The organism is Rhodococcus sp. no. 34 (assembly GCF_054589475.1).
In genome coordinates, this window is sequence record NZ_BAAILK010000035.1 from 599,184 (window position 1) to 620,786 (window position 21,603).

The 21,603-nt window shown below is 61.2% G+C and carries 22 protein-coding genes and 1 pseudogene; 13 read left to right on the plus strand and 10 right to left on the minus strand.

Features of this window, described 5'->3' with window-relative positions:
• The 4 genes and pseudogenes from ACYP01_RS16025 to ACYP01_RS16040 form a co-directional block, all read left to right on the plus strand.
• Positions 1-239 (plus strand): annotated as a pseudogene (locus tag ACYP01_RS16025) (histidine phosphatase family protein); the annotation flags it as partial.
• A gap of 62 nt (positions 240-301) precedes the next feature.
• Entirely contained in the window at positions 302-1,423 is a 1,122-nt protein-coding gene (locus ACYP01_RS16030; RefSeq protein WP_459681085.1) for a winged helix DNA-binding domain-containing protein, read from the plus strand.
• 133 nt (positions 1,424-1,556) lie between these two features.
• The gene (locus tag ACYP01_RS16035) at positions 1,557-3,032 is read left to right on the plus strand and encodes an aldehyde dehydrogenase family protein (protein ID WP_459681087.1); all 1,476 of its coding nucleotides are present in this window, start codon (positions 1,557-1,559) and stop codon (positions 3,030-3,032) included.
• On the plus strand, positions 3,029-3,766 hold the full coding sequence (locus ACYP01_RS16040) for an SDR family oxidoreductase (protein WP_285181599.1): 738 nt from the start codon (positions 3,029-3,031) through the stop codon (positions 3,764-3,766). Before ACYP01_RS16035 ends, ACYP01_RS16040 begins: the two co-directional genes overlap by 4 nt.
• Before the next feature lie 82 nt (positions 3,767-3,848).
• Here the strand turns inward: ACYP01_RS16040 and ACYP01_RS16045 are convergent, their stop codons facing one another.
• Entirely contained in the window at positions 3,849-4,490 is a 642-nt protein-coding gene (locus tag ACYP01_RS16045) for a TetR/AcrR family transcriptional regulator (RefSeq protein WP_058226797.1), read from the minus strand.
• Between the two features lie 293 nt (positions 4,491-4,783).
• Between ACYP01_RS16045 and ACYP01_RS16050 the strand changes: the two genes are divergently transcribed.
• Positions 4,784-6,133 (plus strand): lipase family protein, encoded by a 1,350-nt coding sequence (locus ACYP01_RS16050; RefSeq protein WP_058038488.1) that lies wholly within the window; start codon positions 4,784-4,786, stop codon positions 6,131-6,133.
• Positions 6,134-6,150: 17 nt separating this feature from the next.
• On the opposite strand, the gene ACYP01_RS16055 is transcribed toward ACYP01_RS16050, so the two are convergent.
• The 5 genes from ACYP01_RS16055 to fepB are packed head-to-tail and all read right to left on the minus strand — an operon-like array spanning position 6,151 to position 10,981.
• Positions 6,151-6,993 carry a siderophore-interacting protein gene (locus ACYP01_RS16055; protein ID WP_459681090.1) on the minus strand — a complete coding sequence of 281 codons (843 nt, stop codon included), beginning with the start codon at positions 6,991-6,993 and terminating at the stop codon, positions 6,151-6,153.
• Positions 6,994-7,014: 21 nt separating this feature from the next.
• On the minus strand, positions 7,015-7,839 hold the full coding sequence (locus ACYP01_RS16060; RefSeq protein ID WP_030537418.1) for an ABC transporter ATP-binding protein: 825 nt from the start codon (positions 7,837-7,839) through the stop codon (positions 7,015-7,017).
• A 25-nt stretch (positions 7,840-7,864) separates the two neighbouring features.
• Positions 7,865-8,920 carry a FecCD family ABC transporter permease gene (locus ACYP01_RS16065; protein WP_459681093.1) on the minus strand — a complete coding sequence of 352 codons (1,056 nt, stop codon included), beginning with the start codon at positions 8,918-8,920 and terminating at the stop codon, positions 7,865-7,867.
• A complete protein-coding gene (locus tag ACYP01_RS16070) occupies positions 8,917-9,975 on the minus strand; it encodes a FecCD family ABC transporter permease (protein WP_125052354.1) in 1,059 nt (352 codons plus the stop codon). Before ACYP01_RS16070 ends, ACYP01_RS16065 begins: the two co-directional genes overlap by 4 nt.
• Positions 9,968-10,981, minus strand: a complete 1,014-nt coding sequence (gene fepB, locus ACYP01_RS16075) for a Fe2+-enterobactin ABC transporter substrate-binding protein (protein ID WP_459681096.1) — start codon at positions 10,979-10,981, stop codon at positions 9,968-9,970. Before fepB ends, ACYP01_RS16070 begins: the two co-directional genes overlap by 8 nt.
• 105 nt (positions 10,982-11,086) lie before the next feature.
• Between fepB and ACYP01_RS16080 the strand changes: the two genes are divergently transcribed.
• Positions 11,087-12,703 carry a helix-turn-helix domain-containing protein gene (locus ACYP01_RS16080; protein WP_459681098.1) on the plus strand — a complete coding sequence of 539 codons (1,617 nt, stop codon included), beginning with the start codon at positions 11,087-11,089 and terminating at the stop codon, positions 12,701-12,703.
• Here the strand turns inward: ACYP01_RS16080 and ACYP01_RS16085 are convergent.
• The gene (locus tag ACYP01_RS16085; protein WP_459681100.1) at positions 12,691-13,068 is read right to left on the minus strand and encodes a VOC family protein; all 378 of its coding nucleotides are present in this window, start codon (positions 13,066-13,068) and stop codon (positions 12,691-12,693) included. The genes ACYP01_RS16080 and ACYP01_RS16085 overlap by 13 nt on opposite strands.
• 100 nt (positions 13,069-13,168) lie before the next feature.
• Between ACYP01_RS16085 and ACYP01_RS16090 the strand changes: the two genes are divergently transcribed.
• The 7 genes from ACYP01_RS16090 to ACYP01_RS16120 all read left to right on the plus strand — a co-directional run bounded on the left by ACYP01_RS16090 (position 13,169) and on the right by ACYP01_RS16120 (position 17,886).
• Positions 13,169-13,894, plus strand: a complete 726-nt coding sequence (locus ACYP01_RS16090) for a TetR/AcrR family transcriptional regulator (RefSeq protein WP_459681102.1) — start codon at positions 13,169-13,171, stop codon at positions 13,892-13,894.
• Positions 13,891-14,328 (plus strand): hypothetical protein, encoded by a 438-nt coding sequence (locus ACYP01_RS16095; RefSeq protein WP_459681104.1) that lies wholly within the window; start codon positions 13,891-13,893, stop codon positions 14,326-14,328. Before ACYP01_RS16090 ends, ACYP01_RS16095 begins: the two co-directional genes overlap by 4 nt.
• A gap of 88 nt (positions 14,329-14,416) precedes the next feature.
• Positions 14,417-14,779 carry a hypothetical protein gene (locus tag ACYP01_RS16100; protein ID WP_459681106.1) on the plus strand — a complete coding sequence of 121 codons (363 nt, stop codon included), beginning with the start codon at positions 14,417-14,419 and terminating at the stop codon, positions 14,777-14,779.
• A 33-nt stretch (positions 14,780-14,812) separates the two neighbouring features.
• Positions 14,813-14,959: a hypothetical protein gene (locus tag ACYP01_RS16105; protein ID WP_156511705.1), complete on the plus strand. Its 147-nt coding sequence runs from the start codon at positions 14,813-14,815 to the stop codon at positions 14,957-14,959.
• A 129-nt stretch (positions 14,960-15,088) separates the two neighbouring features.
• Positions 15,089-15,799 (plus strand): TetR/AcrR family transcriptional regulator, encoded by a 711-nt coding sequence (locus ACYP01_RS16110; protein WP_459681108.1) that lies wholly within the window; start codon positions 15,089-15,091, stop codon positions 15,797-15,799.
• On the plus strand, positions 15,796-16,968 hold the full coding sequence (locus ACYP01_RS16115; RefSeq protein WP_459681110.1) for a serine hydrolase domain-containing protein: 1,173 nt from the start codon (positions 15,796-15,798) through the stop codon (positions 16,966-16,968). Before ACYP01_RS16110 ends, ACYP01_RS16115 begins: the two co-directional genes overlap by 4 nt.
• Before the next feature lie 69 nt (positions 16,969-17,037).
• Positions 17,038-17,886: a DUF4344 domain-containing metallopeptidase gene (locus ACYP01_RS16120; RefSeq protein ID WP_459681112.1), complete on the plus strand. Its 849-nt coding sequence runs from the start codon at positions 17,038-17,040 to the stop codon at positions 17,884-17,886.
• Positions 17,887-17,991: 105 nt separating this feature from the next.
• On the opposite strand, the gene ACYP01_RS16125 is transcribed toward ACYP01_RS16120, so the two are convergent.
• Genes ACYP01_RS16125 through ACYP01_RS16135 form a run of 3 tightly spaced genes read right to left on the minus strand, consistent with a single transcriptional unit; the run spans position 17,992 to position 21,493 of the window.
• Positions 17,992-19,629 carry an AMP-binding protein gene (locus ACYP01_RS16125; protein WP_459681114.1) on the minus strand — a complete coding sequence of 546 codons (1,638 nt, stop codon included), beginning with the start codon at positions 19,627-19,629 and terminating at the stop codon, positions 17,992-17,994.
• A gap of 14 nt (positions 19,630-19,643) precedes the next feature.
• Complete coding sequence (locus tag ACYP01_RS16130) at positions 19,644-20,108, minus strand: MaoC family dehydratase (RefSeq protein ID WP_459681116.1); 465 nt, start codon at positions 20,106-20,108, stop codon at positions 19,644-19,646.
• A 14-nt stretch (positions 20,109-20,122) separates the two neighbouring features.
• Positions 20,123-21,493 (minus strand): MFS transporter, encoded by a 1,371-nt coding sequence (locus tag ACYP01_RS16135; protein ID WP_054831393.1) that lies wholly within the window; start codon positions 21,491-21,493, stop codon positions 20,123-20,125.
• Positions 21,494-21,603: the final 110 nt, after the last annotated feature.

The window sequence follows — 21,603 nt, forward strand, 5'->3', positions numbered from 1 at the left end:
AGTGCATGTGCGAACTGATGGACGATCTCGATCACGATCACATCGTCGTAACCCACGGCTTTGCACACACATTCGTCGTCTCCGCCTGGCTACAGATTCCCTTCGACGCCGCAGGATTTGCGACCTTCGCGACCACCCCGGGTGCAATCACACATCTCCGACACGACGACTACTGGCGCAACCGAACCCTCGTGCAACTAGCTGATACGACGCACCTGGACTGTGGCACGATGGCCTGATGCGCCATGTCTCCGACGACGAACGCCGTGCTCGCATAGGAGTACGTCATGCGCTGGAGCCAATGTTTCACGTCGATTCGCCGGAAGCTGCCACGCGGGCGATGACGGTACTGCACGCCACCGAGTCAGCGACGGTCTATCTGTCTTGCTGGGCGAGGGTTCGGTCCGTGGACGCCGCCGACGTCGACCGCGCCCTGTACGACCAACGCAGTCTCGTGAAGCAATTGGCAATGCGCCGCACACTCTTCACCTTTCCCCGCGACTTTCTGCCGGCCGCGTGGTCGAGTGCGTCCGCCCGCGTCGCGAACACCGAGCGGGCACGAATGGCCAAGGATGTCGTCAAGGCCGGACTCGCCGTCGACGGCAACGACTGGCTCGATCGCGCACGGACGGAAGTGCTGAAGTTGCTCACCGATAGGCCTGAAGGGCTTTCAGCGGTAGAGATTCGTCAGGCCGTGCCGATGACAGACGTCAAGGTCGAGGGTTCGGCAGGTGAAATCTGGTCGGCACCCAGGGTTCTCACGCATCTCGGGGCGACCGCAGACATCATGCGCGGCACCAACACCGCCCGCTTCCCCGTCTCACGCCCACTGTGGACTCTCACTCGACACTGGCTCGACGACGCCCCCTTCGATCTCGAATCTGCAGACGGCTATCGAGAAATAGTCCGCCGTTGGCTCTACACCTTCGGACCGGGCACGGAAGACGACATCGTCTGGTGGCTGGGCTCGACGAAGACGGTCGTCCGGGCCGCCCTCGCCGAACTCGACGCCGTTGCAGTCTCACTCGACGGAGGCGACACCGGCTGGTTGCTACCCGATGACGTCGCCACGGTGCCTGATCCAGGTCCTTGGGTGGCACTCCTACCGGTGCTCGACCCGACGGTCATGGGGTGGAAGAACCGTGACTTCTACCTCGGTCCGCACCGCAACCAACTCTTCGACACCCGCGGTAATGCCGGCGCCACCGCTTGGGTCGACGGTCGCGTCGTTGGGTGCTGGATCCAAGACGAAACCGGTGTGGTGCACGTTCGATTGCTCGAGACCGTGTCAGCGTCTGCGCGACGTTCTCTCGATGCCGAGGCGGCGCGCCTCACCGAGTGGCTGGGCGGCGTCAGAATCGGCACGGGGTACGTCTCACAGGCTATGAAGCAGGCGGCTGAAATTGCTGGAGCCACGCCTTGACGATGTGACCAGAACGCTGTTCTAACTGGTCTTTCTGCTAACGCCATCCATGCGCGGCAAGGCGACCATCGACAAGTGTACGAAACGTACAGTACACTTCGAACTTCACCGATTGACCGATCTAGGAGGATCCATGGAAGGTCAAGCAGTTCGTGAATACGGTGCGTACATCGATGGAGCGTTCCGAGCCATCGGCACATCCACCTTCGAGGCGCGTGACGCCGCTTCCGGCGCTCTGCTCGCCACACTGTCCCGATGCGGGGCAGAAGAAATCAATGATGCGGTCGAAGCCGCCGGACGGGCATTTCCGGCGTGGGCAGGCCTGACGACCGAAGAACGGTCCGCACAAATCTTGCAGTTTGCCGCACTGGTGGAGGAACGAACTGAAGAGCTTGCCCAACTCGAGTGCATGGACACCGGGCGACACATCAGGGAGATGCGAGAAGACTATCGGGCCGCAGTGTCGCACCTACGATACTTTGCGTCAGTTTCGTTGGCGCACCACGGTTTCGGCCGCGAATTGGCCTCGGGGTATCTGGTTGCGAAACGGGTACCATTGGGCGTGTGCGGACAGATCACTCCCTGGAACGATCCCGTTGTGATGACGGCATTCAAGATTGCTCCCGCTCTCGCCGCCGGAAACACCGTCGTAATCAAACCTGATGAAAATGCCTGTGTTTCAGTCATGGAACTGGCGAGGATCGCCGCCGAAGTGTTCCCGAAAGGCGTTCTCAATGTTGTACCCGGCCTCGGCGAAGAGGCCGGCGCAGCCCTGATTGGTCATCCGAAAGTCAGCAAACTCGCTTTCACCGGAAGCACCGAAGTCGGCCGACTCGTGGCACACGCCGCAGCATCCCGGCTGATCTCGACCACTCTCGAACTCGGCGGCAAGAGTCCCAGCATCGTGTTTCCTGATATCGAGGACATCGATGCAGTGGTCGCCGATGCCACCGCGGGTGTCCTCATGTGCAACGGCCAATCCTGCCTGGCCGGAACACGTCTCTTCATCCACGAGGATATCTATGACGCCTTCGTGGAAAAACTCGTCGCAGGATTCCGATCATTGCGAGTCGGGCCGCCACTCGAGGAGGACACCGAACTGAGTGGATTGATCCACAAGGAACATGCCGATCGTGTGATCTCGATGATCAATTCCGGAATCGAAGAAGGCGCACAAGTACTTACCGGCGGCAACCGAACGGTCGTGCCGGGATTCGAAGCCGGAAACTTCGTCGAACCGACAATTCTGGAGGTCACGAACTCGATGCGAATTGCGCAGGACGAAATCTTCGGGCCTGTTTTGTGCGTCCTCAAGTGGAACAATAACGAGCAAGTGATCACAGAAGCCAACGACACTCCATACGGACTCGCTGCTGGGATCTATACCTCAAACCTGAAGAACGCCATGGAAACCGCGGACCGTCTCGATGCGGGCTGCGTCTGGATCAATCAGTACTTCAATCTGGGAGGCGGCGTCCCCTTCGGCGGATTCAAGGAAAGCGGTCTCGGGCGAGAGTTCTGCCTCGAGACGCTCAACGAATACACCCAACTCAAATCCATCACTGTCGCCACGTCGACGCCCACGACAAACCAAGGAAACACACATTGAATATCTCGGGAAATACCATCTTCATTGCCGGCGGAACCTCCGGTATCGGACTCGCACTTGCAGTGGGCCTGCAGAACGAGGGGAACAATGTAATCATCGGTGGGCGGCGATCCGCTCTGCTGCAAGAGATCTCGGACAAGTACTCGGGCATCGGCACTGTCGTCATCGATGTGGACGACCCGAAATCCATTCGAACGGCGTATGAATCCGTAACGGAGGACTTTCCCGATCTGAACGTCCTTGTGACGATGTCGGGAATCATGTACCCGGAGGACCTGAAGAACCCGGACTTCCTCGACGTCGCCGAACGAACGATCACGACGAACCTACTCGGCACTATTCGACTGGTCGGCCAGTTCATTCCGCATCTGTTGACGAAGCCGACCGCCACCATCGCCACTGTGTCATCCGCCGTCGGCTTCGTCCCACTTCCCATCACGCCCACGTACAACGCCACGAAAGCTGCCGTTCATCTCTTCACCGAGAGCATGCGCGTTCAACTCGCCGATACTTCGATCCAGTGCATCGAACTCATCCCACCGGGCGTCCGCACCACACTGATGAACCAGGAGAACTCGGAATCGGCTCTACCCCTTGATGATTACATCGAAGAAACCATTGCTCTACTGAAAGCTGACGACAACGCCACAGAGATTGTGGTCGAAGCGGCCAAGCCACTTCGTCATGCCGAGATCAACGGTGAGTACCAGAACGTGCTGAAAATGCTCAGCTGACAGTGCCGAGTTGACACACATCGCGCAACGCTGGAGAGGGCAGTACCCTCTCCAGCGCAAAGGATTTCAGCGAATATCCCGTTTAGACACCGTTCCGGAGTCCACGAACTGCATGATCGATGATCGAGCGCACCGTGTTGTCGTCGATACTCGCGTGCCCCACCAACATCCGGTAGATCAAGGGACCGAAGAAGAGATCGATCGCTTCCTCGATCTCGATGTCGTCGCGGAAGTATCCGGACTCAACACATCGTCGAATCAGTTCGGCGAAGCCGCGACGACGTTCGTCGAGGAAGAAGGTACGGAAGTATGCAGCCGTCGTCGGGTCGTTGGCACACGCGCCGACAAGTTCGGCAAAGATCGACCCGAGTGGACCTCGGTAGAACCTTCCGATGTCCTCGAGGTAATCGTTCAAATCGTCTTGCGCACTGTTGGTCTCCGGAAACGTCAAGTGCCGGGCCATGAGCACACCGAACGCTTCAGCGGCGATCGCCTGCCGCGACGGCCAGTGCCGATACAGCGTTACTTTGCTGACGCCCGATTGCTCGGAGATCGCATCGATGGTCGCCGCCTTCATTCCCCCGGATTTCAGAAGCGCTTCCGCTGACCGAAGGGCCTTCTCGTGGGCCGCCTCGCTACGTGCACCGCTCGGAGGAGTGAGCAGTCCAGCCTGGGCGCCGGCCGAGTCTCGAAACACGCCGTCATCGGGAGCGCGCTTACCCATGTCCACTCCTTCGTCCTTCAAGACCGTGCAGCACAGAACATTTGCCGGAATCGGACGACCCGGAACAGCCCAAGGCAGCAGCTCGTCGCGACAGCTACTAGTCGTATCGTACACATGGCATCCTGAGCAGAATTATCAAGGCCGCTTCAAAGATCTCAATCACATTGCGTTCATGCATGATTCAAACAACCAGCGCAAGCCTCTCGTTTATTACTCAAAAGTAAGATAGCGTGTGGTCGTCATCACACCAGCCCGTCAAGTACCGAGAGACATACGAAACCGAAGGGTCGATCGTGGCATCAAAGATTCTCTTTCAGGGAGCGGTGGCGCTGACAGCCATTGCACTCACAGGCATCACAGCACCTACTGTCGCCGCGCAACCGTCGGCGGATTCCTTCTATCAGTACGACGGTTCGGCACCGCTGTCGTCGTATCAGCCTGGGGCCGTGCTCAAAACGAGAACCTTGCCCTATCACGTCGTCAACATTCCTACCCCGTTGCAAGCCGTACAGGTGTTGTACCGGTCGACCGACGCTCTCGGCCGGCCGTCTGCGAATGTCACATCGATTCTTCGACCACCCAATGCCCAGCCGGACAAAGTTGTCTCGTTCCAGTCTGCCTACGATTCGCTGAACCCGGAAGACGGACCGTCACGAGCAATCGCGGGGGACACCCCGATCGGCAGCCTTACCGTCAGCGGGCGCAATGTCGCCTTCGGCGGGACTCTCGCTTCCGGCGAAGCCGTCATGTTCGGTCCTCTACTGGCGCTGGGCTACACCGTCGTCATTCCCGACACCGAGGGCCCGAACGCGGACTTCGCGGCAGGACCCGAATACGGAATGATGACTCTCGACTCCCTCCGTGCCGCTCGCAACACATCCGAGACAGGTATTTCCGACTCAGCCGAGATCGGTCTGATGGGATACTCGGGCGGAGCAATCGCCACCAACTGGGCGTCCATCCTCGCGCCGGACTACGCCCCGGACATCAACGAGGACCTGATCGGCGCCGCCCAGGGTGGTCTGTTGGTCAACCCGGCAAACAACCTCCGGTACGCAAACGGAAGCATCGGTTGGGCAGGCGTTGTCGGGATGGCGGTCGTCGGACTTGCCCGTGCCTACGACATAGATTTCGACCCGTATCTCGGCGATCGCGGACGCGAACTCCTACCTCGGATCGAGGATGCCTCGATCGGGAACGTCATCCTGCAGTACCCGGGGGTGACCTGGCAGGACCTTGCCAAACCAGAGTATGCGAACCCCAACTCGGTGCCCGAGTACGTCGACGTGGCCAACAAGATCAACATGGGCAACGCGCCGATACCCACCATCCCGATGTTCATCGCTCAAGCCGCAAACGGAGCCCTCGAGGGCACCCAGCCAGGTGGACCGGGCGTCGGCCCTGGCGACGGAGTCATGGTTGCCGGGGACGTCCGCTCACTCGCCACTCGCTATTGCGACGCAGGTTTGTCCATCCAGTACGACCAGTACGACACCATCAGTCACGTTCCGGGTGGCGCGCTGTGGCTCCCCGGCGCCATCACCTGGCTCAACGACCGTTTCAACGGAAATCAGTTGCCGAACAACTGCTCGAACATCGCACCGGGCAATTCCCTGGCGCCGGAAGAACACGCGGTGGGCTGACGAATCCAACAGTCGCATCAGATACCGATTGCCAGATCGTCGATGTCTGCGAGCGTGCCGCCGTTTTCGAGGATGCTCGTGTAGTTCCGAAGTCGGTTCTGATCTATCTCGGTAGTGCTGACCCCTCGCTTCCAGTACCCGAAGACAACTACATCGTCCTTCGCCAGGCCGACTGTCTTGCGGAAATGCGCTCGAATGGCTCGCATCTCGTCCCGTTCCCCGGCACCCCACACCGCGTAGTCTCCTGGGTTTTCGAGTTCGACGGCGTACTCGGCGAGGCGATCTTCGACATGGTGCAGCTCGAGGCCGGGGATCACGGGCAGTTCCGCGAAGGCCTCGGCGTCACCGGTGGCGACCCAGCCGACGCCGGTCAGTCCCTCGGGCCACTGAAGCAGAATCGAATAGAGGGCAGGTATCGCGGTGTCGTCGGCGAACAGTGCGACGCGGCGCCCGGCGATCTCGGGAACGAGGAAGTGCGGGCGAGGACCGGTGAGTGAGAACGTGTCACCCACACGCAGGTCGGCGGCCCACCTCATCATCGGGCTGGTGTGGCCGTGCAGCACTACGTCGAAGGTCATCGAACTGCTCGGCGCGTTGCAGGTGCGCACCGTGTAGACGCGAGAGACGTCGCCGTACTGCGGACCGAGCTGGATGCGAAATGCGACGTTGGGCCGCAACCAATTCGGGTCGTCCGCCGACGAAGTCAACTGGACGGCGATGCGCAAGATGCTCTCGGTCGGTCGTTCGACGCGTTCGACGACGGCAACCACGTCGTTGAGACCGCGGTCGTGGTCTTCTCCGCGTGGCGCCTTTGCCGACGCAGACGTTTCAGTTTCTTCAGGTCGAGATGCGGTAGTCATTGATATCTCCTGATCGGTGGTTCAGTTGTGGACGGGTAGCTGCCTGACAGGTCTTCGATCACGCGGAACAACAAGTGGCCGTCCGGTTTCCGGGTCTTCGAGAACCAGCGCCTCGAGGTCGAAGACTTCGCGCAGTAACTCAGGGGTGAAGACGTCCGAGGCACTGCCTTGCATGACAATTTTTCCGGACCGCATGGCAACTACATGCGTGGCATATCTGGCCGCGAGGTTCAGGTCGTGCAGGACCGCGACCAATGTTCGACCGGACTGGTGGAGTTGGGAACAGAGGTCGAGAACCTCGATCTGGTGTGCGATGTCGAGAAAGGTGGTCGGTTCGTCGAGCAACAACACCGGGGTGCGCTGCGCAAGCGTCATGGCGATCCATACCCGCTGACGTTGTCCCCCACTCAGCTCGTCCACCAATTGGTCTGCTGCATATCGCATTCCGACTTCATTCAGGGCCTCGGAGACAACGTGCTCGTCTTCGGGTGACCACTGGCGCAGCATGCTCTGATACGGATATCGGCCGCGGGATACGAGGTCTGCGACACTGATCGCTCCAGGCGAGAGCGGGGACTGTGGCAACAGGGCGATTCGCCGGGCGACTTCTTTGGTTCGATAGGACCGAATATCGTTACCGTCGAGCACAACACGACCCGATCGAGGTGTCAGCATTCTGCCGAGCGCACGCAACAATGTCGACTTGCCACACCCGTTCGGTCCGACGACGACGGTGAACCCTCCATCGGGGATCTCGAGACTCAACTCGTCCACGATGGTTCGATCGGCGTACCGTAGTTCGATCTTCTCGGCGCGCAGCCGCGATGTTGGGGTGGCAGTAGTCATGAATCTCTTTCGTAGCGAGTTTTTTTCAGGCCTGACGAGCGAGCAGCCAGATCAGATAGGCACCACCGAGCAGACTGGTGACGAGACCGACCGGAGTGCGGAGACCGACCTCGACCGCTTGCGCGATCAAGTCGGCGCCCGCCAGCAGAACTGCGCCGAGGAGGAAGGAAGGCGCGACAAGAACACCGCTGCGCCGTGCCAACCGTCGTGCGATCTGGGGAGCGGCGAGCGCCACAAATGCGATGGGGCCGGTGGCCGCGGTCGCCGCGCCGGTGAGCGCGACCGCAAGCAGAATGCCGGCAAATCGGTATCGCTCCACGGAGATTCCGAGCGAGGACGCAGCGTCGTCGCCCATCTCCATCATGGTGACGCGCCGGGACACCACGACGAGAGCAGGAACGAGAACACCGACGGCGATCGCAACACTGACCGCGTGTGGCCAACCGCGCCCGGTCAGCGAGCCGGCCGTCCACTGCTGCACAACGGTGGCGTCGTCGATATCCGCACGCACCACCAGGAACGACATCACGGCGCTCAGCATCGCGCCCACGCCGATACCGACCAGGACAAGTCGAAGACCGCCGCTGACGCCGTCTTTGCGTGCCAGCGCGTACACCAGAAGCGCCGTCAGCATGCCGCCGAGAACAGCGGCGCCCGCGGTCTGCAGTACCCCGCCTCCGAAGAAGACGATCTGAACCACGGCTGCAGTCGCAGCGCCGGTGGTGAAACCGATGATGTCCGGCGAGCCGAGAACATTGCGCGAAAGCGTCTGGAAAACCGCGCCGGCCACACCGAGGCTTCCGCCCACGCCGATCGCCGTGATCAGCCGCGGCAGCCTGCGATTCTGGACGGACCGAACCGCCGCTGGGGCGCCTTCGCCGTGCAGGGCGCGCCATACTTCACCCAAGGACAGATCCAGGGTTCCATACATCAGCGTGGCAAACGAGAGCGCCGCCAATGCCGCACTGATTGTCACGGCTACGAACAGCACTCGCGGAACTATCCGCCACGAGTACGACCCGATTCGAACCACCCAACCGCGGAACAGCGGTGGAACCGGCTGCGCTGCAATCGCGTTCACAGCGACGCCACCCGCCGCGAGCGAACGAGCGCAACAAACAAGGGGCCACCGAGCACCGCCACGGCGATCCCCGTCTGCAGATCTCCCGGCGCGGTGGCAACGCGACCGAGAACGTCGGCCAAGAGCAGAAATGCCGGGGCGACAACGAGCACGCACGGCAGAAGAAATCGCAGATCCGGCCCGACGACACCGCGCACGATGTGCGGCGCAGCCAGGCCCACGAATCCGAGCGGTCCAGCCGCCGCAGTGGCGGCCCCTGCCAGCAGGATGACTGCGACAGCGGATCCGACCCGTGCGGGTCCGGTGCTGGCACCGAGCCCTTTGGCGACATCCTCGCCGAGCGCGATTGCGTTGAGTGGACGAATCAGCAACAACGACAACACGATACCGACGATGACGAAGGGCAGAACAGTGACGATCACGTCTCCGCCGCGGCCTTGCAACGAACCCACTGCCCAAAATCGGAACTGATTGAATGCGGCCTCGTTACTGATGAGAACCATGCTGGTGAGAGCCGTGATCGCCGTCGCAACAGCGGCACCGGCAAGCGCCATGCGCGCTGGGGTCGCGGCGCTGCGATGCGCCGACCCCAACATGTACACACCTACCGAGGCAACGGCCGCGCCGGCAAGCGCGAACCACAGATAGCCGCCGACCGAAGTCACCCCCAGATAGGCAATCGCAATGACGACTGCTGCTGATGCTCCGGCGTTCACGCCGAGTAGTCCCGGATCGGCCAGAGGGTTGCGGGTGATCGACTGCATCAGCGCGCCGGCAAGACCGAGCGCGGCCCCGACCACAAGCCCGAGGATTGTTCGAGGCAAACGTGATTCGATCACAATCAGGTGCTCGTTGTTACCGGCGTCGTAGGAAAGAACTGCGTCGAGGACAGTGGAGACGGGGATGTTGCGTGAGCCGATGACGAGTCCGCCGACGGATGCCAGCACGATTACAACGATGGAGACGAGGACCAACAACCCCGCACGCGCGGCCGTCCCGGACCGCAGTGGCGCTTCGGTCCGGGACTGCGCAGAAACGCCCACGCGGTCATCCACCGAACGTGGACACCAGCGACTCGACCGTCTGCTTTGCACTGAAGTAGTCGAGACGGAAAGCTGCCGTTCCCATCGCGTAGACCCGATCACCCTTGACCGCAGGTTGATTCGCAAGAAGCGGGTCGGCCGCGAGTTGCTTCTCCACGTCCTTGGGCCCCATCGAGACGGCAAACAGCGTCTGCGCCCCGTCTAGTGCGGCAGACATGTTTTCGGAGCTGACGATCGCGACGCCGGAGGCACCCCGCTTGTCCGGAGCGACAAACTGCTCAGCGGGCTCGGCATAGGTGAAGCCGAGCGAGGCCAGCAGATTGCCCTGCGGGCTGTCGGCTCGGAACGTCCAGACACCGTCGGCACCCATGTAGACCAGTGCCGTCACCGGCTGCTCGGGAAGTTTGATCTGCCCGGCCTGCGTCGTCACCCAGCTGTCGTATTCGTCGACGGTTTTGGCGGCCTCACTCTCGAGTCCGGTGACAGTCCCGAGCTGATCAGCGAGCTCCTCCCAGGAGCTGGCGCCGTAGTCGAGAAGAACAGTGGGTGCGATGTCGCTCAGCTGCGAGTAGGCATCGAGCGTCGAGTCGCCGCCGTTGGCGGAGCCGATGATCAGATCGGGCTCGAAGGTCTCGATCGCGTCGAGGTCCAGCTCGAGATTTCGGTAGAGCACCTCGACGCCACGATCAGCCGCCACGCCCGACCACTGGGAGAAAAACCCCTGGTCATCGGTCATTCCCGACGGCGTTGTCGCCGCACTCGCGACCACCGGCGCTCCGATCGCAAGCAGCGTGCCGGTCAACGACGGCGAGGTGGACACGATCCGAGTCGGCTTTGCAGTGATCTCGGTACTGCGGCCGCCGTGATCGACGGTGCGCGGCCATCCCTCGGTGGCCCCGGAGGTTTTCTGGGTGCCCTCGGTTCCGGTGTCACTACCTGACGAATTCGAGCAGCCGGCAAGAGCGAGGGCGACGACCGCGGCGAGTACTGCCGCCGTCGGGCGTAGAGATCTGCGCATGAGTATGTGGCTTTCTGAAGATACGAGAGTGCGCCGCTGCGAACGCAGACAGCAGAGGTAAAGTTAGCCATACTTAAGTAGCAAGGGTTGTCCAGGAGCGCCAACGTGTTACCACTATCGGAGGGGTCCGACGCGATTGACTTGGGGCCGATCCGCGCCTGCCGCACCGAGCCAAGCATCGGCCGCTCACCCCTCTTGTTCTGGGTTCTCGCAGGCAGTGGACGCGTCAGGACCGGATCGACCGTCTACGAGGTGCCGGCAGGCGAGTTGTTGTGGATCCCGGCGGGCGTGCGATATTCGATGGAGACGGACTCGGATTCCGTCGCGTTTCCCATCCTGCTTCCGCCCTCGAACGGCGTCAGCGCCGGGCCGGCTACCGTGACGCGTTTGCGCGTTCCGTCCGGATGGGAAGACAGACTGATCCACGAGTTCGTTCACAACCTGGGCTATCTGCGCGGCGACGCTGCACACCCGTCGTCCTTGTTCGAAATGATTACCCGGGCCGACGACGGGGCCACCTCGCTGCCGCAATTGCCGCAATCACGGGAAGCGTTCGAGATCGCGCACGCCCTGTTGCGAACACCTGGCACCGACGACACCGAGGCACAATTCGCGAAGCGTGCCGGGATCAGCATTCGAACGCTCCAGCGGTACTTCGTGGAAGAAACCGGCCTCACCTTCACGCGCTGGCGGCTTCGAGCTCGGATCGCCGCGTCGTTGGAGTACCTGAAGCAGGACCGCGAGATCGGTTGGATTGCAAACGAAGTCGGCTTCGAAACAGGAAGCGGATTCACCCGCGCATTCCGGGCCCAGATGGGAGAGAGCCCGAGCGACTATCGCCGCCGGGCCCTCTCCGGTCCAACCGATCGCAGGGTGGACACCGACAACGATCAAGCATTGGTCCGCATGCTCGCAGAGCCCAGGCAGCCCGGGGAAATAGCGCCGCCGATACCGGCCAATGCGACGTGGCCGCGCGTCAACGGCGCCCACGTCGCCGTGTGGGTCTACCGAGGCCAAGCCCAGGTGGATGTCGCGGACCGCAGCTGGGAACTGCGCACCGGAGAGGCCATGATTCTGCCTGCAGGCGTCCTCAACACCGTCACGGTTCCGACTGGTTCACTGCTGCTACCGCTCGGCTTCCGTTCCTCGAACGGGTCGACCGTATCTGCCGACGCCCTCGAGACCGTGCAGTTCTCCCCCGCTGACGAGTTGGCATTGCTGCACACTTTCGTCGCCGCCTACACGCCCTTGCGCCCGCGCGGCCACGACAGCGCCGCAGCATTCGACGTCATCGCCACCGGCCCTCTTGCACAACCGGTTTCGAACACCTCGCCCGCCGATTCGATTGCCACACGACTGGCAGCGACAATCGCCGCCCGGCCGGCCGACCCTCGCACTCTGCACGAGTGGGCGCAAGAGTTCGGTACCGACGCGGCCAGGCTGCGCCGGGAGTTCCGTATCGAAACCGGCACCACGTATCCGCAGTGGCGATCGCTTTCACGGATGACCCAGGCACGCACCCAACTCCAACTCGGGGTTGCACCCGGCACGGTGTCGAGGAACCTGGGTTACGCGCACCTGCCCGCATTCAGCCGAGCGTTTCGCACTGCGCACGGGATCTCACCGCAGCGCTTCCAAGCCCAGTCCGTCGAACGCGCCCTCTGGTTACGATCTGTGCCGCGCGCCGCGGAGCCGAGCGCTCGGGTTCTTCACACCCACTGAACGAGTTGCCACACGATTCCGTTGGGGTCGACGAACTGGCAGTAACGCTCACCCCACGGTTCCGTCTCCGGTTCGGTGACGACGGAGGCACCTTCAGCAGCGATGCGGGCGAACTCGGCGTCGACATCGTCGACCACGAATGCGATGAGCATGCCTTGACCGGCCGGACCTGCGACGAAGTCGGGCTTGAACGTCCCGAGCCCGGTGCGCAGGAAGACCACGTTGACCCCGGCATCCGGATGATTCAGAGAAACGAATCCGTCATCGGCCATGGCCTCGGTGAAACCGAAATGGGTTTTCGCGAAGTCTGCCGATGCGTCGGTGTCGGCGACGTTCAAGGACAGAGCAGTGCTGGTGATTTTCATCGTGGGCCTCCCATGATCGATAAACCTTATGCAGTGCATACAGTATGCACCGTATAAGGTATACCACCGTTGAGATATTCCCGATTTCTGGAGACGACTGATGGCGCGCGAACTGATCGACCTGCTCTGGCGCGATCACCTCCTCGCACCGAAGGGTGGCACCCGCGGCCCGCGAGCGAAGGTCACCACCTCACAGGCGGTCGACGTCGCGATCTCCGTCGCGAATACCGACGGCCTCGACGCCGTGACGGTCCGCCGATTGGCCGCCGAACTCGGAATCTCGGGCATGGCGGTGTACACCCACGTCGGATCCCGCGACGATCTGCTGGTGCTCATGGTCGACGCCGTACACGGACACAGCCCACTCCTGCCGTACGGGAACATGACCTGGCGCCAACGTGTGCGTCGGGTCGCCGAGGAAGAACTTGTCCTCTATACGGAGCATTGGTGGCTCCTGGACATCTCCGATCAGCGCTCCGCGTTGGGTCCGGGAACTATCGCGAAGTACGACCACGAACTTCACGCCTTCGACGGCACGGGACTGACCGACATCGACCGGGACTCCGCCCTGACATTTGTCGCCGACTTCGCACGATCCTCGGCGCAAGCGCGGCGCCCTGACCCTCGAGCAGCCGACATGGCCGAGGTGTGGTCGTCCTGGAACCAGCGTCTGGCTGCTTATCTCGGCGACGACTTCCCGCTGGCGCAGCGAGTCGGAGGGGCGGCCGGCGAGGCCAAGAACTCCCCGTACAGCCCCGAGGCGGCCTGGGAGTTCGGGCTGGACCGGGTACTGGACGCCCTGGACGGCCTCATTCACATCGAATGACATTCCTGCAATTCGTGGGAGACAATGTGTCCGTGCAGCGTTTCGGTTGGTCTCGACGGTCCGACGGCGACCCTTCGTTGTTCGAACCGCGAGAGCTGTTGCACGCCTACGAGAATCGATCGACCCGAGAGGTACGAGATTCCGGCGAGCTTCTCATCGAGATTCCGCTGAGCGACGCGAGCATCGTCGAGATCACCGTTCTTGATGCCTCTGCGGGCTGGATCGACTCCCGCGTGCGAGGACTCTGCCGTTCACTGGACAAGATCGACCGCCGGGCTCAACGCGTACTTCGAGGGGGATTCAGCATCGGCTGGATCGAACTCGAATCGGAGCGCCACGGCGTCATCGACTACTGGGAAAACGGGGTCAACAACGAATACCCCATCTCCATCGTGTGGAACGGAAACTCCTGGGAAGAAGCGGCATCCACCTAGCCTCGAAATCAGCGGCATATATCCGCGAAGACGGGGTAGACGAGTACATACCAGCGGCACATCGACTCAACTCCAGGCGTGGTGGACAATGTTTCTCAGCGACCAGTCAATTCGTCACCACACCCGCCGTTTCGGAGCAGCTCTGTCGCCTTCACACAAGTGGCCTCCGCCCACCGAAACACAGCGCATCGCACGCTGGAGTGAGCGGTCTGAGATGCTCGGCGCGCTGTCGGTACTCCTGTTCTGGGCTTTCGGCTTCGGCATCCTGCTGGGCGTCGGCGCGATCACAACAGGAATCTTCGCGCTCCGACGTCACCCGAAGAAGTCTGGCGGGCATCTGCTCTCGAATGCCCGCCAGCTGCCATGGGATGCAATAGTCGGCCTCTTCACCGGATTCATCGGCCTGGCACTGAGCGGCTGGTTCTTCGTGGTGGTCCTGCCGAACATATAGCCCGACCCGGACCTCCCCGAGGGGGAGGTCGTGATGAGCGTCCGAACATATTTCACGGCAACCATTTTCGCGTGCGTCTCCACAGCCTTTTACGAGTCTGCGTCGGCCGAGCGCCTGCATGCCAGGATCGTGCAGGACACCGACGCAAGCCACTACGTCCAGACCGACAACCAGCGTTGACGATTGACGCGATAAATCAGATTGCTGTTGCCGCTTCGGACAGCCCGGGCCGATTGTCTTCGTGGCTGGATACGAGAAAGGCCAGACAGGGCCGTGCTATCGTCGTTGTCATCAATGATGACAACGACGATGACTGGAGACGCCGTGACGACGGGGCGAACCAAGCGAGCAACGGTGCGACTGGATCGCGAGACGATCGTGGACGCTGCCGTTCGAATCGCAGCGCGCGGTGAGTCCGACGGACTCACCGGCAAGGCACTCGGTGTCGAACTCGGAGTCGACCGTTCAGCGGTGTGGCGCCACTTCGACGACAAGGATGCACTCCTGCGTGCAGTCGGCGACAAACTCTTCGAAACGGCAGTCGCGAAAGTACCCGAAGGGCTCTCCCCCTCAGACCGACTCGAATCCTTGGCCAAAGCTGTTGTCGAAGAGTTCGTCTCTCACCCGTACGTCGGCACGGCGATTTCGCTGCACTTCACGTGGGGCCCCGGCGGCCTCGCGACCATGGAAATGATGCTCAGTGCACTCGAAGAACTCGGGCTCGGGGAATCAGAAGTTGTTCTCTACCAACGAATGCTGGCCGACACAATTCTTGCATTCGCAGGCGCCCGAGCGGGGTACGCACTTCTGCCCGAAGAAACGCGCTCAGTCGAGGAAACCGCGTTGATCAAGCACTACATGGTCGTGAACCCTGATGAATATCCCTCGATCGCGGCCAATGCCGCCAGGCTCGCTCTGGTCGAGTTCGACGCCATCTTCGACGCACTACTCGCAGCGCTACGTGCCGCGGTAGAGCAGCGAGGCAACGCCAGGTCCGACGGACAGGAATCCGAACAGTGACAATTCGCAATCGACGAAGGTTCGCGGTCCGCGCCGCCACGGCAATAGCCGTCGTCGGCGCGGTTCTGGTGGTAGGAGCCGTAGGAGCTACTGCAGCGCTGCGGATTCCATCTCCGGTATCGCTTGTCAAACTTGCGACCCGTCAGCCGTCCACCCAGGGCGAGTTGTTCGCAAGCCACGAGATTGACGCCTCACCCAACCCTCGACCCCTCAGCGTCGCCACGAAACCACTCCCGACCACGGTTCCGTGGGAGGGGAAAAATATACCGATCGAAGAATTCATCACTCGAACGTCCACGAATTCGTTCCTGGTCATGCGTCACGGCGAGTTGGTACACGAGTGGTACCGCGAGGGATTCGAGGCTACTACTCGTCAATCTTCCTGGTCCGTTGCAAAATCAATCGTCTCACTCCTGGCCGGGCGCGCGATCGACCGGGGGATCTTGAGCGAGACCGATCGATTGGTCGACATCCTTCCCGAACTACGCACGGGCACAAACTATGACGACATCACCGTCCACAACCTTCTCGACATGACCTCAGGGGTCGATGTATCAGAGAACTACAATCCGTACTTTCCACTGACCGGAACCGCCCGAATGCTGCTCACTACCGATCTCGACCAATTCCTCGGAGACCACCGTGAATTGGTCTTCCAGCCCGGCTCGAAGGGCGAATATCGCAGTGTCGATACTCAACTACTCGGCGCGGTACTTGCACGCAAAGAAGGCCGACCGCTTTCCGACATCCTCCGTGACGATCTCTGGGCCCCTATCGGTGCCCAAGATGCGGCGACATGGAACCTTGATCGGGCGGGTGGGGAAGAAAAGGCGTTCTGCTGCATCAATGCCACTGCGCGCGACTTCGCCAAAATCGGCAAGTTGGTCATGGACGGCGGAATGGTCGACGGCACGAGCGTTGTACCAGCGGAATGGATTACCCGGATCAGCACGCCTGCACCGAATCTCGTCGACGAGTGGGGATACTCCGCGCAATGGTGGCATCCCAGCGGAGGAAGCGGACAGGATTTCTCAGCCATCGGCGTCTACGGTCAGTACATCTACATCGATCCGGTGACCCAAACAGTCATCGTCAAACTCAGCGACCACGGCGCAGAGCAGGACGAACAGCAGACAATCGACGTTTTTCGAGCACTAGCGCGATCCTGACCATTTTCTTCCTCAATGATGAACCACCGCAATTGATTACCGCAATTTTGCTTCAAGGAGAGGACTGCAATGATCACTCTTCGACGTCGAAAAGATCTCCCGCGTTCACGGACCTTGCACGTGACACTCCTCGGGGTTGCGTCAGCCCTGCTGATCACCGCGTGCAGTTCGGGAGAACCCTCGACAGCTGATGCAAACGCGTCAAGCCCCGCTGCGGAGACGAACGGAAGTTTTGTCGTCACGTACGAGACAGCCGGCAACGCAGAGAATGCGGCTGAGGAGACTTTCTTACGGGATCATCGAGTCCTCGACGATTTTGCGGACACCATGAACAGTTACGTTCACATCCCCCGGGACGTGAAGGTCATCGCCAAGGACTGCGGTGAGTCGAACGCATACTATGTCCCAGATCAGCACTCCATCGAGGTCTGCTACGAACTGTCCGCCCAGGAACGCTCGAGTTTTTCCAGTGCCGGAGACTCAGGGGACTCCCTTGACACAGCGGTGTATCAGAGCATGGTTGCGACGTTGTATCACGAAGTAGGGCACGCACTCATCGGCGAACTCGAACTCAAAACGACGGGCCGAGAAGAAGACGTCGCCGATCAGATGGCTGCGTACATTCTCACCAGCGACGACGAATCGAAAGACTATCTGCTGACCACGGCCGATTCATACGCGTTGGCGGGAAGCCGGATCGAGGCCCTCGACGACTCGGCCTTTGCCGACGCACACTCGCTCGATGCGCAACGATCCGTGAATTTCCTCTGCTACGTCTACGGCTCCGACGAGACGACCTTTCAGTACCTCGTCGACGATGGTGCGCTGAACAGCGACCGGGCTGAGGGCTGCGCCGGCGAATACACTCAAATGTCCGAAGCGTGGGAAGCCCTTCTCGCCCCCTACGTTCGGGGGTGAGCTGGGGGCAAAGCTCAGCTCGCATTGCCCCACCCACAACGGCCCCACCCACAACCGGGTCCCACCCACAACCGGGTCCCACCCAGGACCGAGTAAGGACGCCGGCTACACGCGATCGTTCGCGGAGGTGGCCAACGCTCGGAGTTCACGTCGGAGGATCTTGCCAGTAGTGGTGAGCGGCAAGCTGTCGATGAAGGTGATCTCCCTGGGGTATTGGTAGAAAGCAAGGCGACTTTTCACGTGGGTCTGCAACTCCTGACGGAGCTCCTCCGAGGAGTTCGACCCCTCGGACAGTACGACAAAAGCGTGAACCGCTTCGCCGCGCAACGGATCCGGAACACCGATGACACCTGCCATGGCTACCTCGTCGTGCGAGAGCAGGCACTCTTCGATCTCTCCGGGGCCGATTCGGTACCCCGCGGACGAAATGACGTCGTCGGCACGTCCCTGGTACCAGAAGTTCCCGGCGTCATCAGTCCGACCCAGATCACCGGTGTGAATCCAACCGTCGTACACCTTTTCATCGGTCTTCGACGGCTGGTTCCAATATCCGAGGAACTGTCCGGGATTGCCTGCCTTCACACAGATCTCGCCAACCTCACCAATCTCGACCGGCTCGCCTAGTGGATCGAGGAGGGTGACTTCGAAGCCGGGGAAGGCGCGACCCATCGAGCCGCTGGCGGGACTCCACTTCGACCGCGACGTGCCGATGGTCAGATTCATTTCCGTCTGCCCGTAGAACTCGTTGACAGCTACGCCGAGAGTGCTCGCAACCCAGGCCTGCAGCGCGTCACCGAGTGCCTCACCACCGGTTCCCAATGCCCGCAGCTGAATACCACGCGCAGCAGTCTTGTCGACGCCGATGCTTCGCATCTGCTTGAGGGCAGTGGGCGGAATGAAGGCGCCCGTCACCTTGTGACGGCTCAGAATCTCGACCGCACGCGAAGGCGTGAATTTGTCGGGCGTCGCAATTACGGGGCACCCCAACGCAAGTGCGGGGAACAGTACGTCGAACAAACCACCGATCCAGGCCCAGTCTGCCGGCGTCCAGAAGACGTCTCCCTGCTGCGGAGCATTGTCGAACGCCGTCCGCATACCGGGCATGTGCGCCAGGAGAATTCGGTGCCCGTGGAGCGCGCCTTTCGGATTCCCGGTCGTCCCTGAGGTGTAGATGATGATGGCATGTGAATCGGGGCCCGTGGCTACCAGTTCACTACTTTCTGTGGCATCGTCGACGAGGCTGTGGAAATCGAGGATTTGCACGGGCGTCGAATCGGAGAGCCGATCGAGCCTTCCGACCACGATTACGGCTTCGAGACCCGGTATCTCACCGATTCCGTCGGCAACTCTTTCATAGCAGTCCTTGTCGACCACAAGAACTTTCGCGCCGGAGTCACGCATCCGATGTACTAACGCATCCGATCCGAACTTGACCGAAAGTGGAACGGTGACCATTCCGGATCGGAAGGCGCCCAGATGTGTCGCCAGAACCTCGATTCCCTGTGGGACCATCACACCGACGCGATCGCCTGAGACCAGGCCGAGATCCGCGAGCACGGTCGCGAACTTTCGGCTCATCGTGGCGACTTCACCGAATGTGTACCGCGCCCAGTGCCCACCGGTGTCTACGACGAGGGCCAGATCATCGGGATTCTGTACATCGACACATGCGTGCGCAATGTTGAAGTGCTCTGGCACAGCCCATTCGAAGTGTTCTGCTTCGAGGTCCTGCCACCATGACATATGCCGCCGAAAACTCACCGAGCACCCACTTCGAGGTCGAGGGAATGGGTCTCGCCTACCAGGAATGAGAACTCGCCGGAGAAGACAAGGTCTCCGTCTTGGTTGACCAGTGAGCCTTTCGACGTCACGATCGCGGTCTCACCGTCCGAGCGAGGGCGCACCGACAGCACTTCCGACACCGCATGCACCGAGTCGCCGAGGTAAGTCGGCCGGTGGAATCTGACCTGATCGAGCCCGTAGAAGCACTGCAGGTAACGGGGGTCCAACTCCACCAGACCGAGCAAGGTGGACAACATGAGAGCACCGTGGGCGATCTGGCGACCGAAGCGCGTCTGCTGCGCGTAGTCGGGGTCGAGGTGAAGAGGATGGCAGTCCCAGGTGAGGTCGGCGAAACTTCGCACATAGTCTTCGGTGACGACCCGCGGGTCCGTCACCGCAATGTCTCCGACAGAGATCTCTTCGAAACTCTTTGTGATCATTGAAGTTTCCTCTATTAGTTGACAACCGTGGAGCGTTGATCGACCGGCGGCAGATACGCCCCGTTGTCATCGATGTACATGTCGCGACTTCCTTCGTCGAGGTCGGTGTCACGGACGAAGTAGACGCTGATCAGCGAAATAACCGACAGGGCAGCGATATACACAGCGACCGCAAACGATCCGCCGGTTGCGCGAACCAACATGGCGGCAACCATCGGCGCGATTGCACCACCCAAGAGCACCCCGATCTGAAAAGCGATGGACGCTGCGCTGTACCGCACCCGTGCGTCGAACAGTTCCGCGATGAACGTCGCCTGCGGCCCGTACGAGATGCTGAGCATGAATGCGCCGACTGCCAATGCGCCGGTGGTGATCCAGAAGTTGCCGGTATCTATCGCGGCGAATGCAACGAAGACCCACACTCCCATGCCGGTGATGCCGACCATCAGGATCCGGCGTCGGCCGAATCTTTCGGACAGTTGACCGAAGATCGGAATGAAGATGACTGCAACGAGCGCGGACACCATGACCGCTCCGAGCATGAGGTTTCCGGACAGCAGATCGAACTGATCGGCGTAGGTCAGGCTGTAGGTGTTGAGGATGTAGAAGTAAGCGCCCGTGCTGATCATCGAACCTGCGGCAAGAATGATTTGACGAGGGTAGTTCTTGAACGCGTCGACCATCGGAATCTTGACCGCAGTGTTCTGCTGCTTCACGCGAGCGAATGCGGGAGTCTCTTCCAACGCGGTGCGAATGTAAAGCCCAACGGCGACCAACGCGATACTCAGCAGGAAGGGAATTCTCCACCCCCACACCAGGAATTGGTCCCCGGTGAGCGCCTTGGTGCCGAACATGACGGCCGTCGCCAGCAGAAGGCCAGCAGGCACACCGACCTGCGGCATACTGCCGTAGAAGCCGCGGCGGTTCTTGGGTGCGTACTCCACAGCAGTCAGAACTGCACCGCCCCACTCACCCCCGACGCCGAAGCCCTGAATCAGTCTCAGCAATACGAGAAGAATCGGGGCCCACACACCGATCTGGGCGGAGGTCGGAAGGACGCCGACCAGGAACGTCGCTGCTCCCATCAAGAGAAGTGCGAGCACCAAGACCTTCTTGCGTCCGATGCGGTCGCCGAAGTGGCCCATCACAACACCGCCGAGTGGCCGCGCCAGGAAGCCGACCGCGAAGGTGGCGAAGGAAAGAATTGTCGCCAGCGCGGGGTCTGCGTCCGAAAAGAACAGCGGCGCAAAGACCAACGCGGCGGAGGCGCCGTAGATCTGAAAGTCGTACCACTCGATCGTGGTGCCGACCAGAACCGATCCGGCCACACGCCGCAGGGCAGGCCTGTCGACAGTTGCGGGAGATGGGGGATTCGCGTCGTTCATGTCATTGCTCCTTGTATGGAGTGCCCTGTTAGCTCTCGCACCGAGAGGGAGGCTCGACAAGGAGACTATGCAGTGATCCAGGGCACAGTCAAGCTTTTTTCAATCGATCG